14 protein-coding genes are annotated in these 15,330 nt (G+C 43.2%); 6 read left to right on the top strand and 8 right to left on the bottom strand.

The genetic code is table 11. The features are described 5' to 3' along the window. Positions 1–222 precede the first annotated feature (222 nt). A complete protein-coding gene (locus BCU07_RS12500; protein WP_102333684.1) occupies positions 223–1,083 on the top strand; it encodes a helix-turn-helix transcriptional regulator in 861 nt (286 codons plus the stop codon). Beyond that, a complete protein-coding gene (locus BCU07_RS12495) occupies positions 1,076–2,278 on the top strand; it encodes an EAL domain-containing protein (protein ID WP_102428216.1) in 1,203 nt (400 codons plus the stop codon). Before BCU07_RS12500 ends, BCU07_RS12495 begins: the two co-directional genes overlap by 8 nt. Positions 2,279–2,332: 54 nt before the next feature. Here BCU07_RS12495 and moeB read toward each other — a convergent pair whose 3' ends face one another. Further along, positions 2,333–3,085, bottom strand: a complete 753-nt coding sequence (moeB, locus tag BCU07_RS12490; protein ID WP_065583719.1) for a molybdopterin-synthase adenylyltransferase MoeB — start codon at positions 3,083–3,085, stop codon at positions 2,333–2,335. A gap of 12 nt (positions 3,086–3,097) precedes the next feature. After that, on the bottom strand, positions 3,098–4,333 hold the full coding sequence (moeA, locus tag BCU07_RS12485) for a molybdopterin molybdotransferase MoeA (protein ID WP_102428217.1): 1,236 nt from the start codon (positions 4,331–4,333) through the stop codon (positions 3,098–3,100). A gap of 215 nt (positions 4,334–4,548) precedes the next feature. Here moeA and folE point away from each other — a divergent pair, with 215 nt between their 5' ends. Further along, positions 4,549–5,202, top strand: coding sequence for a GTP cyclohydrolase I FolE (gene folE, locus BCU07_RS12480; protein ID WP_017061725.1), 654 nt, complete (start codon positions 4,549–4,551; stop codon positions 5,200–5,202). A 301-nt stretch (positions 5,203–5,503) separates the two neighbouring features. Here folE and BCU07_RS12475 read toward each other — a convergent pair whose 3' ends face one another. The 4 genes from BCU07_RS12475 to BCU07_RS12460 form a co-directional block, all read right to left on the bottom strand. Next, positions 5,504–6,157 (bottom strand): hypothetical protein, encoded by a 654-nt coding sequence (locus BCU07_RS12475; protein ID WP_241910045.1) that lies wholly within the window; start codon positions 6,155–6,157, stop codon positions 5,504–5,506. After that, on the bottom strand, positions 6,150–6,689 hold the full coding sequence (locus tag BCU07_RS12470) for a YaeQ family protein (protein ID WP_017061727.1): 540 nt from the start codon (positions 6,687–6,689) through the stop codon (positions 6,150–6,152). The genes BCU07_RS12475 and BCU07_RS12470 overlap by 8 nt, the downstream gene beginning before the upstream one ends. Positions 6,690–6,806: 117 nt before the next feature. After that, positions 6,807–7,016, bottom strand: a complete 210-nt coding sequence (locus BCU07_RS12465; RefSeq protein WP_010430417.1) for a cold-shock protein — start codon at positions 7,014–7,016, stop codon at positions 6,807–6,809. A gap of 448 nt (positions 7,017–7,464) precedes the next feature. Beyond that, positions 7,465–8,550: a PQQ-dependent sugar dehydrogenase gene (locus tag BCU07_RS12460; RefSeq protein WP_102393098.1), complete on the bottom strand. Its 1,086-nt coding sequence runs from the start codon at positions 8,548–8,550 to the stop codon at positions 7,465–7,467. 270 nt (positions 8,551–8,820) lie between these two features. Between BCU07_RS12460 and BCU07_RS12455 the strand changes: the two genes are divergently transcribed. Beyond that, positions 8,821–10,014: a multidrug effflux MFS transporter gene (locus BCU07_RS12455; protein ID WP_065583717.1), complete on the top strand. Its 1,194-nt coding sequence runs from the start codon at positions 8,821–8,823 to the stop codon at positions 10,012–10,014. Between the two features lie 155 nt (positions 10,015–10,169). On the opposite strand, the gene BCU07_RS12450 is transcribed toward BCU07_RS12455, so the two are convergent. Together BCU07_RS12450 and BCU07_RS12445 are read right to left on the bottom strand one after the other, a co-directional pair. Continuing rightward, on the bottom strand, positions 10,170–10,955 hold the full coding sequence (locus BCU07_RS12450; RefSeq protein WP_102333678.1) for an ABC transporter ATP-binding protein: 786 nt from the start codon (positions 10,953–10,955) through the stop codon (positions 10,170–10,172). Positions 10,956–11,032: 77 nt separating this feature from the next. Next, positions 11,033–11,794, bottom strand: a complete 762-nt coding sequence (locus BCU07_RS12445; protein ID WP_102428218.1) for a siderophore ferric iron reductase — start codon at positions 11,792–11,794, stop codon at positions 11,033–11,035. Positions 11,795–12,014: 220 nt separating this feature from the next. Between BCU07_RS12445 and BCU07_RS12440 the strand changes: the two genes are divergently transcribed. Both BCU07_RS12440 and BCU07_RS12435 read left to right on the top strand, forming a co-directional pair. Continuing rightward, the gene (locus tag BCU07_RS12440) at positions 12,015–12,923 is read left to right on the top strand and encodes an AraC family transcriptional regulator (protein ID WP_017086415.1); all 909 of its coding nucleotides are present in this window, start codon (positions 12,015–12,017) and stop codon (positions 12,921–12,923) included. Positions 12,924–13,129: 206 nt separating this feature from the next. Further along, positions 13,130–15,277 carry a TonB-dependent siderophore receptor gene (locus BCU07_RS12435; protein ID WP_102333676.1) on the top strand — a complete coding sequence of 716 codons (2,148 nt, stop codon included), beginning with the start codon at positions 13,130–13,132 and terminating at the stop codon, positions 15,275–15,277. Positions 15,278–15,330 lie beyond the last annotated feature (53 nt).

Raw genomic sequence — 15,330 nt, 5'->3', positions numbered from 1 at the left:
GCCATCTTCGGATCTTCATGTATTATTTTCATCTGTTTTTCTGAGAGTTATGGGCATTGTCATCAAGATAATGCCCAAACTGTTATGAAAATAACTATCATCCAATAAGTGTTGAGAGTAGCTGGGCATTTTCAAATTATTCAATCACAGCTTGCCCTTAGCTTTTGTTCGTATTTAATTAAAAATAAGCTAAATCACAATAACGAATAAGAAAATAAAGCTATGTTTGGAAATATTATACGTACGTTTCGTGTTAATAATGGTTTGTCTCAAACTAATTTTGTTGATGCGATTCAAAGAAGTAACTCTAACTTTAACAACCTGGACGTTGTGACACTAAGCCGTTGGGAAAGAGGAGTAACAACTCCCCACTTAAAACGTCAAAACGAGTTACTGGACCTTATTGGAGTCAACATATTTGATGTTTGGGAGGCAAACGACTCACAAACAGTTCTCACAGGGTTAACGAATAAATTTAATAATAACGGTTATATTGATATGAACATGCACGTCCAAACAGAAGTTACGGTGATTAACTCAAATAATTCATTCCTTCTTGGGAAGATTACCAAGTTAATTGATGTCATCTTTGAATATGAGGATAACGTTATGCTCAGTAATTTAGAAGATTTAGATCTGAGTAGAAAGGTAATTATTGAAAAAATAATAAATCAATATTCTGGAGAGTTAACGCTCGTCACGGTTAATGGGCAATTAATCGGACACTTATTAAGTGCTAACTATAATCTTGCAGCAGATTTTTTGGAGCAAGTCTTAGTATCTAAAGAAGATAGAGCACATTTAGTTGTTACTTTTAACTGCACTCATTATTCGTCATTTACAGACACAATGGGCAGAGAGGCGTACAAGTATTTACAAAGCTTAAATCCAGATAAAGAGCTTTATATACTACTGAAAAGCAAAAGGATTTTTGATCTGTTTTTTTCATTGGGCTGCGAGTATCGAAGTGTAAGAAGTAACGATAGATCAATGAAGGTCATGAACTTGGATTCAAAGAAAATGAAATCACAACGCACTTGGATGGATATTATTGCAAACTATAAAGGTGAAGAGAATGAATAACACAGTATTGATTGTTGACGATGTTGAACTATCGAGAGAGGTCATTAAAAATGCGGTCTCTTTATCTAATAAAAAAACATCTGTACAGTTTGCAGAAAATGCGTTCGATGCAATGAGCAAAATGCAAAACGCATCATTTGATTTGGTGATTATGGACATCATGATGCCCAATGGCGATGGATTTGAACTCTTGAGTATGATGTCGCAACAAAATGTTGAGTCTAAAATAATCATTATTTCAGGTTTGGATAAATCCATTGTTAGCTCGGTGAGTATGCTTGGAAAGCTCTATGAGTTAAATGTTGTCGCTTCACTAGAAAAGCCTATTTGGGCTAACCAAATAAGTGAGTTGGTTGATAAAGCACTTGAAGTTGAAACCATAACCAAAAGCGAGCTTGGCTTTGGTAACCGTGCAACAATCATCGATGACGATTTTCCCATCAATCTGGTTTATCAGCCGCAAGTTGTTTCGGATATAAATGTTATTTCGGGGTTTGAAGTGTTGTCACGATGGTCTGATGAAAACGGGACCTTACTTCCACCGAGCTATTTTTTGCCAGTAATTGAAGAGCTAGGAAAGCAAAAGGTTTTTACCAATATCGTGATAAATAAATTCATTCAGGATTATCATCTCCACTTCAGTGAACTTGATAAATCGTTGAGGTTCTCAATTAATATCGATCCTAATTTACTGACTGATGAATCTGTTGTCGATAATCTACTCGAGATCTATAAGCAAGGTATTGAGCATACTATCGTTGTAGAGCTGACTGAAAAGGGGCTTTCAGGCAATATTGAAAAAGAATTGTTGGCAAATATTTTACGGCTAAGGTTGAATGGTTTTGAGATCTCTATAGATGACTTTGGGATGGAAGCATCGAATATTGAACGTATTGTCAAACTGCCTATTAGTGAGATAAAAATAGATAAAACCATTACATGGGGACTTTGCCATAACATTGATTACATGCAAAAAATCGATGAAGTTAAGAAGCTCGTTTCGGTAAAAAACGCACGTATTATCTATGAGGGTGTTGAAAATAAAGACACCTGTGCATTTCTGGAAGCTCTAGGCGGCTTTAACCAACAAGGTTTTCTTCATGGGGTTCCATCACTACCTGAAATTGTAGTTGAGATGCTCGCAGACCAAAAGGAGCTAGATTACGTCGCTTCTGAATATACTTCTAATCATTAACAACGTATTAGGGTAACGAGCCAAAGCCAACTCAATGGGCTTTGGCTCTTTTTATTACTTACCACACACCGAACAATTAGGCATCTTTATTAAATTCATTTCACGCCAGCTGTGAGACATGGCATCGAGAATCAAAAGTTTGCCTTGCTTTGGTTGTCCAAACTTGGCAATAACCTTGATAGCTTCCAAAGCCTGAGCCGCGCCTACCATGCCAACAACAGGTGCCATCACACCGGCTTCAACACAGCTTAGAGCAGCGTTGCCAAATAGAGCGCTTAAACACTGGTAACAGGGTGCGTCAGCATCTTGATAAGTGAAGACACTAATCTGACCTTCCATGCGAATCGCAGCGCCCGATACAAGTGGCGTTTTTGAGGCGTAACACAAACGGTTAAGTTGATTGCGCGTTTCAACGTTGTCGCTGGCATCAAGTACTAACGAATGCGCTTCAATGAGCTTTGCTAGTGCCTCGTCATCAAGTCTGTGGTCGACCGTTTCAACTCTAAGGTGTGGGTTTAACACCTGTAATGATTCAGCGGCTGAAACGACTTTCTTCTTACCAATATCAGCATCGGTGTGAAGCACTTGTCGTTGCAAGTTTGAAAGCTCGACAACATCGTCGTCGATCAGCATTAGCTTACCAATACCCGCAGTCGCAAGGTATTGAGCAGAGGCACAGCCTAAACCACCCGCACCTAACACCAAAATCGAGCTCTGTTTCAGCGCTTCTTGACCCTCAAAATCAAACTGCTTGAGAATGATCTGGCGGTTATAGCGAAGCATCTCTGCGTCAGACAGTATTTCCATCAGCAAGCCTCGTTAGTAAAGCGTGGAGTTAAACAGTTGAATCTGAACCGTTTCACCGACTTCAACACGGCCACGTTCGCGCTCTAGTACCACAAAGCAGTTTGCTAAGCTCATTGAGCGGAAAGCGCCAGAGCTTTGGTTACCTGTTGTTTCTACTACAAACTTACCGTTTTCAATCGAGTAGATGCCACGTTGGTAATCAGTACGGCCTGGGCCTTTTTTGAATGCAGATTTAGTGATCGCAGGAATCGATTCTGGTGCTGTCCACGCAGTGTGACCGGCAAGTTTAGCCAGCATTGGTTGAACTAACACATACATAGTCATCATTGCTGATACTGGGTTACCCGGTAAGCCACAGAACCACGCGTTATCCAACTCACCAAATGCGAATGGTTTACCTGGTTTGATTGCTAGTTTCCAAAAGCCGATTTCGCCAAGCTCTTCAAGAATGTCTTTGGTGTAATCAGCTTCGCCGACACTTACGCCACCAGAAGTGACAACTACGTCTGCCAGTTCTTGCGCTTTTACAAAGGTTTCTTTAAGCGTTGCAGGGCAATCAGGAATAATACCTAGGTCAATTGCTTCGCAACCAAACGCTTCAATCAGCGGTTTAATGCCGTAGCGGTTGCTGTCGTAGATCTGACCATCTTCAAGAGGCTGACCTAATGGCTTGAGCTCATCGCCAGTAGAGAAGAAAGCGACTTTAGGTTTGTGTGCCACAGTTACATGACTCACACCGAGCGAAGCAATCATTGGAATGTCACGAGGTGTTAAACGTTCGCCACGGCTAAGAACGATATCGCCTTGCTTGATGTCGTCACCGGTAGGGCGAATGTTATTGTTCAGCTTGATGTCGTCTTGCTGAATCTCAATGCCAGCGTCAGTTTCAGCAGTGTTTTCTTGCATGATTACGACGTCACAACCTTCCGGGATCTTTGCGCCAGTCATAATGCGAATACAGGTGTTTGCTGGCCATTCACCTTCAAAAGGTTGACCTGCAAAGGACTTGCCCGCAAAAGGCAGCACTTTACTGTTCTCTAGGTCTGCTAAGCGCAGTGCATAGCCGTCCATTGCTGAGTTATCAAAAGGAGGTACGAAAATAGGGGATAGAATATCTTCAGCAAGTACGTAACCCAATGCTTCTGCCAATGGCAGTGATAAGGTCGTTCGAATAGGTTGAATTGGCGATAGCAGCTTATCTAGTGCTTCTTCAATTGGCATCAAGCCCGGAGCGTCGCAACAGCCCATAATTGAAATCCTTTGATCGTTATTGTTTTGATTTTGTGGTTGGCAATGGTGGTTAAATAATGATCAGAGCACCTGATTCGCCAACGAAATTCTAGCCACTCTAGCACAGTTTAAGCCCCGTAAATAATGACCTCCCTTAAAATATGGGTGTATTTATTCAAAATTCCGAGTATCCTTGTTTGCCATCCAGAAGGGGTAATAAAAGAGGAAGTTCAATGTCAGGTCTTAGCGAATCAGCGAAGTTGGTTAAAGATGCGCTAGCAAGCCGTGGTTTAGAGACACCAATGAGTCCAAACCAGGTTAGCCGAGAAGAGAAAAAGGAACGAATCGAACACCATATGCGTGAGATTCTCACTCTCCTTGAACTTGATCTTACGGACGATAGTCTGGAAGAAACACCGCAACGTATTGCTAAAATGTACGTGGATGAAATTTTCTCTGGTTTGGATTACGCCAATTTCCCTAAAATTACGGTAATCGAAAACAAGATGGGCGTTCGTGAGATGGTACGAGTAAAAGACATTACCGTGACCAGTACTTGTGAGCACCACTTAGTGACGATTGATGGTAAGACTGCGGTCGCTTATATCCCGCGTGGAAAAATCATTGGTCTTTCAAAGATTAACCGTATTGTTCGATTCTTTGCTCAGCGCCCACAAGTTCAAGAGCGTATGACGCAGCAGATCCTTGTTGCACTGCAAACGCTACTCGAAACTGATGACGTTGCTGTCACCATGGATGCGGTTCACTACTGCGTGAAATCACGCGGTGTAATGGACGCGACTAGCGAAACGACAACAACAGCTCTGGGCGGTATCTTCAGATCAAACCCAGCAACGCGCCACGAGTTCTTACACGGCCTGCGTTGATTCACTGCATTATTAGATGAATTCAATTTAGCCTCTGTAAATTGAAGTTCGTTGAAAATATTCTAAGCCTCGCTTTATGCGGGGCTTTTTTACGCCTGCAATGAAGTCAACTGTAATGGCTGAGAATGCTGTTATTCCCTAAAGTGAAGAATGAGCGACTTATTCACTTTCGCCATTCCCTAAAGTGAGGAATGAACGTAATAGGGAATCTGTTGCGGCCAAGCAGAAAAAGCACGCTCTATATCTTAACGTTTGTTGAAAGCATATAGAGCGTAACTAGAATCAGTCGCTGGTGGAGTGCTTAAGAAAGGTTAAACAAACGTTTTAAGTGGTGAACAATACCGGATGGCTTGTTCTCGGCTTGATAGATGCTCAAACCATCGTAAAAACTCGCCATGAACTCTACGCGAATCTCATCATCACTGCTTCTCGATATACGAGACAGTAGCGTAGCGGCTACAGCTGCGTGATCATTGGCTAGGCTGTAATCCATTCCTAGTCGTCCTTGAATGAACAACCACAAATGCGTGACTAGTTTTAACTGTTGAGCGTTAGAGTTTTGTAACTTGTCGCTGTGCTCAGTTCCCACTGTATTATCGAATACATTTTGCATCGCCTCATTCGCTTCTTTATTGCTTTCAAAGCGATAGCTTGCATCGATATGTTCCTTGGTTAGCAAGCCAAGCAACGTCTGACGTGCAGAGTTCTCCGGCTTGTTCTCGCAAGCGTGTTTAAACAAAGCGTGGTTTTCATCAATAAATGACGACAGCTCTTTCTCGTAGCCTGTCGAGAGCGCTTTGACTGAACCTAAACCTGCTTCTTTTAAACACTGGTGAAGCTTGGTTCTAGCTTGTTGTTTAGCTTTGATTTCTTGCTGCGCGTCGGCTTGTTGCTTGGCTTCTTCTAGCTGGCTAGCTGCTGTTTGCGAATTATTCGGGGTTGGACGCTCAGTCATTACTCTGTAGCTCTTCCCACGTTACTTCTGCCGATTGAGTATCGCTGTTAATGAAAGCAGAGTTACCCGTCAGCATGACTGAAAGATCCATCGTACGTTGTGTCATCGCCGCTAGCTGCTCAATACCATCGTTGTCTAGACGAACGATCTGAGCTTTTAGGTAGCCGAATTTACCTTTGTTCTGCTCCCACCAAACGTTTGATTTAGTGTTGAAGCTGAATACGCGTACTGATTTAGATAGGCGAGTTGCCTTCTTAACACGCTCTGGATCGGGTTCGCCCACATCGACCCATTCTAGGATTTGATCGTCTAACGACTTCTGCCATAAATCGGGTTCTTCAATGCTAGACAACCCTTTAGTGAACTCAAGTTCAGGAGACGCATTGATACAGAAAGCCATGATTCGAGCCATCATTCGCTGTTCTGTTTCAGAAGGGTGTTGTGCAACCGTTAGATTGAAAGAGTCGTAATAGTCGCGATTCATATCGGTTAAAGAGATACGAAACTTGTAGATTGTCGGTTTAAGAGCCATTGAGAGGGTGTCTTAGGTAGAAATAGTGAAGGGGAATATTACCTTAAATCTCTGAATAGCGGGTAAAAAAATAGCCAGCAGAGGCTGGCTATTTTTAGAAAGCTTTAAAATACTAAATTAAAGTACTTTGATGCTGTCAGCTTGTGGGCCTTTTTGACCTTGAGATACTACGAACTCAACTTTTTGGCCTTCAGCAAGAGTTTTGAAACCGTCGCCAGTGATAGCAGAGAAGTGTGCGAATACGTCTGGGCCGTTTTCTTGTTGAATGAAGCCGAAGCCTTTAGTTTCGTTGAACCATTTTACTGTACCAGTAACTGTGTTAGACATGATGATATCCTAAAATTAAATTTTTATTTTGAGCCAATTGTGGCACTGATAGCGCGGAAAAGTTTATTGCTATTGCGTACAACACAACGGGGTTACTAGTAATCCAACGAAATGTTTATATACAAAGAACTTTCTTTCTAGCCGGGAACGAGTCTAAATCAAATCAGGGGATAGTCAATCGAATACATAGGGAAAGGTTGCAGAAACCTGGGGGTAGTCAAACTTTGCATTCCTTAAATATCATGGAGTTACAGTTGTATGGTGATTTGTTGTAGTTTTTGTGAAAAAGGTGGTCGAAATTGATGACGAATTTGGAGTAAATGCACTGTTTTAGCGCATTCATTTTTGCAAATTTAAAGCCGCTAACTGGGCGTTGAGCCCACTTTTAACGGCTTATATTTATAAATGTCGTTGTAAGGTAAGTGCCTTTACTTGAACGAGGTCTCGGCTACTTTTTCAAGCGGTACAGGTTGCCATTATCAGTGCTGAAGAAGATGTCTCCGTTTGGTGAAGTTTCGATGTCTCTTATCCTTTCGCCCAAGTCCTCTAAAATGCGTTCTTCCTCGATTGCCTCACCTTGTTCATTGACTGTCACAATATTGATGTGAGTAAGTTTTAGTGCGCCAGCCAGCAGTTTGCCTTTCAGCTCTGGGTATTTGTCTCCTTGGTAAACAATCAAACTGCCCGGAGCGATTGAAGGAACATAGACTTTTTTTGGCGCTTCAATACCATCTTTGGTTTCCGATTCGCCAACGCTGATAGGGCCCCAATACTCTTTTCCGTGTGAGGTGACAGGCCACCCATAGTTGGCACCCGCTTTTATTAGGTTAATTTCATCACCACCGCGAGGGCCGTGTTCAATCGACCAAAGCTTTTGAGTCGGGAAATCGTAATACAGACCTTGTGGATTACGATGGCCAAAGCTCCAAATTTCATTGAGCACTTTGTTGTTATCCGTGAATGGGTTATCGCTTGGTGTGCTTCCATCGGCATTCAGTCGTAATATTGATCCGGCGTGAGTCATGGTGTCTTGGCCGTTGTCTCGATCACCACGGTCGCCGATTGAAAAATACAGGTGGCTATCATCAAAGGTGATACGGCTACCAAAGTGACGTCCGGTGTCCGTTCTAGATTTAGATACAAACACGTCTGTCCAATTGATGACTTCATTATTGCTGTAATTAGCAGAAGCCAGTGTTGTTACGCCTTCATCATCGATGTCTTTACTGTAAGTGACGTAGAACTTTCCGTTTTCAAAAGGGGAAAGTGCGATATCTAATAATCCACCTTGGCCTTTCGCCCATACATTGGGCAGCCTGAAGAGTGTGTGTTGATCGCCAGTTTTTAAATCGACATGTTTAATGACGCCTGATTTTTCTGTGACTAGCATGGACTTATCGTTGACATAAGCCAGTCCCCAAGGGATCACGAGTCCGTCGGTGATCTTCTCTGCCTGCCAAGCAAAGGCTGACGTTACAGGACCTGAGGCAAGCAGCGCCAAAGCACATGAAAAAATACGGTGATGAGTGTTCATTGAAGTCCCTTGATTATGAGCATCTAGTGTTAGTCTAGCGCTTGTGGCCGATAGGCGGAAAGCCGAGGTTGCTGAAAAGTGACTATTCACATATTTAGTTGAACGCCTATTGTATGATTATACAAGCTCACGTATGTTTACTCTGCCTTTCTCTATTTGATCCTGTCGGAGCATTATGAACAACTCACCAGCAGCATTTTCGCTATTTTCTCAGTTTTTATGTTGTGAGTTAGATACGCACGATTTTTCTTCGAACGGACCTATTAAACGATGAGTCGTGGATTTGATTTTAAATCGATCTTACTTGCGTGCTTGGTCATCAGTATCGGTCAGCTCAGTATGGGACTGGTGTTTCCATCACTACCTTGGATCGCCAAAGACTTCGATGTATCACTAGAGCAAGCCCAGCTATTGGTAAGCGTGTACCTATTAGGTTTTGGGCCTTCCCAGTTTATTTATGGCCCTATTTCCGATGCTCTTGGGCGCAAGAAAGTGCTGCTGAGCGGATTATTAATCGCCATGCTGGGACTATTGATGATCATTTTCTTCAGCCACTCGTTTACCAATATGGTGATGGGGCGATTTCTACAAGGCCTAGGAACCGGCTGTTGCGCTGTACTTGCTCGTGCCTCGACGCGCGATAGATTCAACGGCGCAGACTTGCCTTTGGCTATGTCTTATATTGCGATGGTTGCCTCTATAACACCTTTGATCGCGCCTGTTATCGGTGGGTTTATTAACTTCCACTTTGGCTGGAGTATGGTGTTTATCTCACTACTTGGCTATGTCTCATTGGCTTGGGTGGTATTGGCGTTCAAGTTTAAGGAAACCGTCACTAAGGTTTCGGCTATCCCTTCACCGAAGAAAATGATTTCTCAATACAAAGAGCTACTCACTTCTCGTTATTTTATGAGCTTTGCGAGTATTGGCTGGCTTAACTTTAGCTTGATGATCACCACCGTATCAGTGATGCCATTTATCATGCAAAATCAGATTGGCATGACGTCAGATGAATACGCGATGTGGGCGGTGATTCCTGCATTAGGCATGCTCGGCGGAACAAGCTTATGTAACCGTATTCGCCCTATGCTGGGCAACAAGAAAACTCTGTTATGCACACCTGTATTACATGTGGCTGCGGCGTTGTGGCTTTTCTTTTGTCCACTTGAGCCACTTTATTTAATGCTTGGCCAGTTCTTGATGATTCTTGGCAATGGTATAGCGTTACCTTGTGCTCAGGCGTTGGTGATGTTGCCTTATAAGAAGAACGCTGGCGCGGCTGCTGCGATGTCTGGCGGAGGGCAGATGGTGGTGTCTTCAATGGTGAGCATGGGGCTGGTTCAGTTAGGACTAGGAGAAGCGTGGCATCTATCGCTTGTCATCATGTTGTTCACACTGATTACCCTGTTTAACATTTTACGTGGTTTCAGTAGTCAAGAAGCGAGAGAGTCCCAGCTTAGCTAGTTATTTAATTATTTAGCTAGCTAGTGAGTGAAAAACGAAAAGGCCATTGAAGTTTATGATTTCAATGGCCTTTATTATGCTTAGAGCTTAGAGCTTAGAGCTTAGAGCTTAGAGCTTAGAGCTTAGAGCTTAGAGCTTAGACTGAAATGCCCGAACTATTCACAGACGACTGCAACCTTCTCACTTGCTGCAGTATTGGCTGGCACTGGATGATCGATCAGTCGGATAGGGGACTCATACAGTGCTGACAAAGCCTCTTCATCGAGTAACTTATCCGCGCTGCCTTCGAACGCAATCTGACCTTTTTTCAGGGCGACAATATGCGTCGCGTAACGAAGCGCTAGGTTCAAATCGTGTAAAATAACGATCACCCCAACATCTTCTTTTTTGTTGAGTTCAGACAGTAAGCCCATTAGCTGAAATTGATGATGAACATCCAGTGCAGAAGTCGGTTCATCAAGGATCAATACCGGTGACTGTTGAGCTAGTAACATAGAGACCCACGCTCGTTGACGTTCACCACCAGATAAGTCATCCGCTAATGCTTGTGAGAATTCAGTAACACCGGTTCTTTCCATTGCTTGCTGGATGATCGACTTATCTTCTGAATTCCAACGGCCTAGTGCGCCTCTCCATGGGAAACGCCCTAAACGAACCAGCTCTTCGACAGTTAAGCCAGCAGAAGCGGGGAGTTTTTGCGGTAAATAAGCAATCTGCTTGGCTAAGTCTTTGCTTTTGAATGAAGAGAGGGAAGCGCCGTCTAGTTCCACGCTGCCATGATCTGGTGACATCTGCCCTGAGAGTAAATTAACGAGTGTAGATTTACCCGAACCATTATGGCCAAGAACGACGGTCAGTTCGTTGGTCGGAATCGAGAGGTCTTCGATTGAGAGAATCGTTCGTTCATCACGAACAATTTTGATGTTTGAAAGCTGAAACATGTCAGTCCTGTGCCTAGACCAATAAAGCGCTTCAGTGAAATTAAACGAGCTTTATTGGCTTTTAAAAATAGAGGGTGTTATTGAGCTGTTTTTTTGTTGTCGGGATGTCTTGGGCAATCGTCGCAATACTTTCTAGAGTCGCACTTATAAACTAAGCAGCAGCTGATTCTGATCAGTTTTAGCATCCCCGACTCAGCGTCTATTTTAAGGCTGTTTAAATGATTTTCAGGTAACTGGCATGCTTCTAACCAAAGCTTAGCTTGTTCAGTGATATAATCGTTGGTTAGGCTCGGTTCGTGCTGCTGTAGTTTTATCAAGCTGCCTAATAATAGATCAGCAAGTAGATGATTGGTAAACCCCGGACGAATACGTGTCCACTCACTAATCTGGCTACGATAAAACTCTGTGAGTGCAAGAATAGCTTCGCCTGCTTGTGGAATCAGTTCTTCTGGTGAACCGTGTTGATGATCACCATTAAAGAAACGGTAGCCTGTGACAAATTCTTTGTACCTAAACTGGCCGATGTTCTTAATATCAGGCAGTGAGTGAAGGCCGTAGATAGATATAAAGGTCACGTAGATTGGTTGCCAGCAAACCAGATCCCACGTTCGGGTTAACCAATAGGCTTTGCCTGCTTCAGGGTGGCTCTGCGCAAGGCCATCGTAAACTCGTTTGATTTCTTTATGGCTATCATCATTCGTTATTGCAATGCTCTTGCTATGCAGAACACCAAAGCTTCCACTTAAATAAGGTGTCACTTGTTTTGAGTGAGCGAAGATTTTCTGATGTAGAGACGGGGCTCTCCGACGAGTGATAATATTGTGCAGCTGGGAAAGCATCATAAACCATTAAATGAGAATCAGTAGCGTTATCATAACGGACATAATCGAGGATAACCATACAAAATGGAGCATCTACTCGGTGCCTCTATCTTTTGGTCATTTTATAGAACACACATGAGCGCTTCTTTTTTTGAGTGATAAAAGCCGTTTTAAATGATAAAAGTATTGGTGAATCGAATATGTCGCTGTCAACTATAGAGAATATGAAAGCTTAAATATGAACACACCTGCATTTGGTCGTATCAGTCGCGTTTTAACCTATATCCATTCGAACCTTAGCTCCTCGCTATCGTTAGAAGATATTGCGACACAAAGCTGTTGGTCTCGTTGGCAGCTTCAGAGAGTGTTTCAAGCCGAAACAGGGCTTACTGTGGCTAACTATGTGAGAGAGCTAAAGTTAAGCCAAGCTGCAGAACACCTGCTTGATGGAAAAGATCGCGTGATAGATATTGCTCTTGGGCTCGGGTTCAATTCAGAAATAAGCTTTAGCCGCTCGTTTAAGCAGATGTTTGGGTCTAGCCCAAGTCAGTATAGAAAAGCAGGTAAAAGAGTCGGGCTAAGAAAGCCGATACAAGTATCTGAAACAGCGAGTACTTCTGAAAAAGGGGCGTTAAGCTTTGTGGAAGTGCGCATTGATGAAAGAGAGTCTTTCCTAGTGAAAGGCATGACATCAGAAATCAGTGGTCTGTTTTCACTCACGCAAGACTTCGCTCAGAAAGTCCCTCAGCTATGGTCACGTTTAGAAGGTGAAGTTGAGATCCCTGACGACAACGTGCTCCAGTTCATTGGCGTGGTTGACCTGACTCAGTCTTGCTTTGACGGGACTAATATTCACTATTGGGCAGGGGTAGAACTTCAGGAAGGAATTTCAATCCCGCAATTACCGAGTATTATCTCTGAAAGATTAGAGGTACTGACGGTTCCTAAGCAAACTTATGCTGTAGTGAAGCACTGTGGTCCAATTGAGAATTTACGACACACCTTGAGTTGGTTTGTGCTGAATTGGATGCCAAGTTCAGGTTATCGTGGCGTCGATGGATATGAGCTTGAAGTGTACCCGTTTGCCTATCAAGCACATGCCTCTGACGCTGAAATGGAGTACTGGGTTCCTATTATTAAATCGTAGTCATATTCCCGCTCACTCTCTTCTAGCAAAGCCTTCCTATCAATAGGGTCAATTGTCTTTTTAATCATCAATTGACCGTTTTCGACTAAAAATAGGTCAAGTTCTTTTTGAATTTGCACCAAATTGTTAATTATCCCACCTCTAGATACATACAATGCAAATGAGATTTATTATTATTTATATTAAGCATTGGTACCGAGGGAATTATGACCACTCACACTCGTTTTAAGTATTCATCATTGGCAGTAGCGTTGCTGACTGCGTTTTCAGCGCAAGCATTGGCGGAAGAAACCGTTACTGCGGCAGATTCGAATATAGAAACTGTCACTATTATGGGTAAAGCCTATCGTAATACAGCCACAAAATCGGCACTTGAGCCGGAAGAAACACCTCAAGGTATTACAGTCATTGATGAAGAACAGTTAGAGCAACGAGGTGTAAAGTCTCTTAACCAAGCGCTTAGATACGCGCCGGGTGTTGTGACTGAGCAAAAGGGCGCATCAGTAACCATGTACGATACGTTCTCGATTCGTGGGTTTAGTAACAATCAGAGTTACTACGATGGCTTGATTCTGCCGTTCCTGACTGGATGGAACCTGCAACCTCAGATCGACCCTATTGCGATTCAGCAAGTTGAAGTGTTTAAAGGCCCTACGTCTGTGTTGTATGGATCGATGCCGCCGGGTGGTATGGTCAACATGATCGCGAAGGCACCGCAAGAAGACGGGTCGACAAAAGTGGGTGTATCTACAGGCTCAAGAAACTTGATGGAAGCGTCAATTGATACTTCAGGTCAGTTAGGTGACAGTGACTTTTCATATCGTTTAGTTGCACTCGCTCGTAAACAAGACAGCCAAGTTGATAACGCTGAAGAAGAGCGTTATGTGATTGCTCCATCGCTAGATTGGCAGGTATCTGATCGAACACTTATTAACTTCAATCTTTACTATCAGAATGATCCGTCAATGGGTACTAACTCTGCAATGCCGCTCGAAGTATTGAAGGCAAGTGATCCATCTGTGTCGATGGGCGACAAGAACTGGAGTACTTTTGAACGTGAAGTCTTGATGTTAGGTTACAAAATTAACCACCAAATCAATGACAACTGGACTTTCCTTCAGAACGCTCGTTATTCCGATGCGTCGCTATATCAAGAAAACACCTACCATCGCGGTACGAATTTTAACGCCGCAACTGGTAGCTTAATTCGAAATGTGTATAGCACGGATGAAGACTCTCAAAGCTTTGTTATCGACAACCAAGTATCAGGTCGCGTCGAGGTTGCTGGGCTAGAGCATAACTTATTGTTTGGTCTCGATTACCTAAAACTGACGGGCGACTCTTTGTATCAAGAGTTCACCGCGAACGCTGGTTTCTACGGATTTAACGCATACAACCCAAATAATGACTTGCTTGATAAGAGTCAGCTACAAGAGAATTATCGTGAATCACATGACATCACGACCGAGCAACTGGGCTTGTATTTCCAAGATCAAGTTCGCTACGACGCGCTGGTTTTACTTGCTGGTGGACGTTACGACATGTTCAAAGCGAGTGACGAAAAAACGAGCATTTATCCAACAAGCGATGGCACAGAAAAAGCGGATCACAATCAGTTCTCTTACCGCGTAGGTGCTTTGTATGAGTTAGATAATGGCATCTCTCCATTTGTAAGTTACGCGACGAGTTTTGAACCAGCTGCTGGTACCGATATTAACGGTAACTCTTTAAAACCTCAGCTGGGTGAGCAAGTCGAACTAGGTGTGAAATACCTGTCTGCTGATATGGCACAGCAACTTACAGCATCATACTTTTACATTACTAAGAAAGATTCAATTGCTGCCGATCCATCGGATCCAACGTATCGCTCTAAGATTCAGTTAGGCGAAGTGCGTTCTCAAGGTGTCGAAGTCGAAGGCAGATGGTTTGTAACGGAAGATTGGGATGTGAACGCGAGCTATACATACGTCGATATGGAAGTAACGGAAGATGCAAACCCTGACCTTGAAGGAACGACACCAATCTATGTACCGACACATGCCGCTAATCTATGGAGCAATTACTATGTCTATGGTGGTGCTTTATCGGGAACTCGCTTCAGTGCAGGTGCTCGTTACATGGGTGAAATGGAGATGGATGCAACGAATACTCAAGGAAAAGTACCATCATATACGGTTGTCGATTTATCCGTAGGTTATGACCTAGGGGAAGCAAGTGAAACTCTGTCAGGTGCAACGGCTAACTTGCTGGTTAACAACCTGTTTAATGAAGAGTACTACACCTGCTACGACCAATCGAACTGTTGGTTCGGTGCAGAGCAGTCAGTAGAACTCAGCGTGAACTACGAGTTCTAATTCATTTGAATACATAAATCTAAGCAGCCTGTGTAGGCTGCTTTTGTCGTTAA

The organism is Vibrio sp. 10N.261.54.E10 (assembly GCF_002877735.2).
Classification (GTDB): domain Bacteria; phylum Pseudomonadota; class Gammaproteobacteria; order Enterobacterales; family Vibrionaceae; genus Vibrio; species Vibrio crassostreae_C.
This window is presented reverse-complemented; position numbering and strand designations above follow the sequence as displayed.

Excerpts from the sequence above, each read along its gene's own strand:
- BCU07_RS12450 (WP_102333678.1), bottom strand. The coding sequence starts at position 10,955 with ATGTTTCAGCTTTCAAACATCAAAATTGTTCGTGATGAACGAACGATT.
- BCU07_RS12465 (WP_010430417.1), bottom strand. The coding sequence starts at position 7,016 with ATGTCTAACACAGTTACTGGTACAGTAAAATGGTTCAACGAAACTAAA.
- BCU07_RS12460 (WP_102393098.1), bottom strand. The coding sequence starts at position 8,550 with ATGAACACTCATCACCGTATTTTTTCATGTGCTTTGGCGCTGCTTGCC.
- BCU07_RS12470 (WP_017061727.1), bottom strand. The coding sequence starts at position 6,689 with ATGGCTCTTAAACCGACAATCTACAAGTTTCGTATCTCTTTAACCGAT.
- moeA (WP_102428217.1), bottom strand. The coding sequence starts at position 4,333 with ATGGGCTGTTGCGACGCTCCGGGCTTGATGCCAATTGAAGAAGCACTA.
- BCU07_RS12455 (WP_065583717.1), top strand. The coding sequence starts at position 8,821 with ATGAGTCGTGGATTTGATTTTAAATCGATCTTACTTGCGTGCTTGGTC.
- folE (WP_017061725.1), top strand. The coding sequence starts at position 4,549 with ATGTCAGGTCTTAGCGAATCAGCGAAGTTGGTTAAAGATGCGCTAGCA.
- BCU07_RS12445 (WP_102428218.1), bottom strand. The coding sequence starts at position 11,794 with ATGCTTTCCCAGCTGCACAATATTATCACTCGTCGGAGAGCCCCGTCT.
- moeB (WP_065583719.1), bottom strand. The coding sequence starts at position 3,085 with ATGGAAATACTGTCTGACGCAGAGATGCTTCGCTATAACCGCCAGATC.
- BCU07_RS12475 (WP_241910045.1), bottom strand. The coding sequence starts at position 6,157 with ATGACTGAGCGTCCAACCCCGAATAATTCGCAAACAGCAGCTAGCCAG.
- BCU07_RS12495 (WP_102428216.1), top strand. The coding sequence starts at position 1,076 with ATGAATAACACAGTATTGATTGTTGACGATGTTGAACTATCGAGAGAG.
- BCU07_RS12440 (WP_017086415.1), top strand. The coding sequence starts at position 12,015 with ATGAACACACCTGCATTTGGTCGTATCAGTCGCGTTTTAACCTATATC.
- BCU07_RS12500 (WP_102333684.1), top strand. The coding sequence starts at position 223 with ATGTTTGGAAATATTATACGTACGTTTCGTGTTAATAATGGTTTGTCT.
- BCU07_RS12435 (WP_102333676.1), top strand. The coding sequence starts at position 13,130 with ATGACCACTCACACTCGTTTTAAGTATTCATCATTGGCAGTAGCGTTG.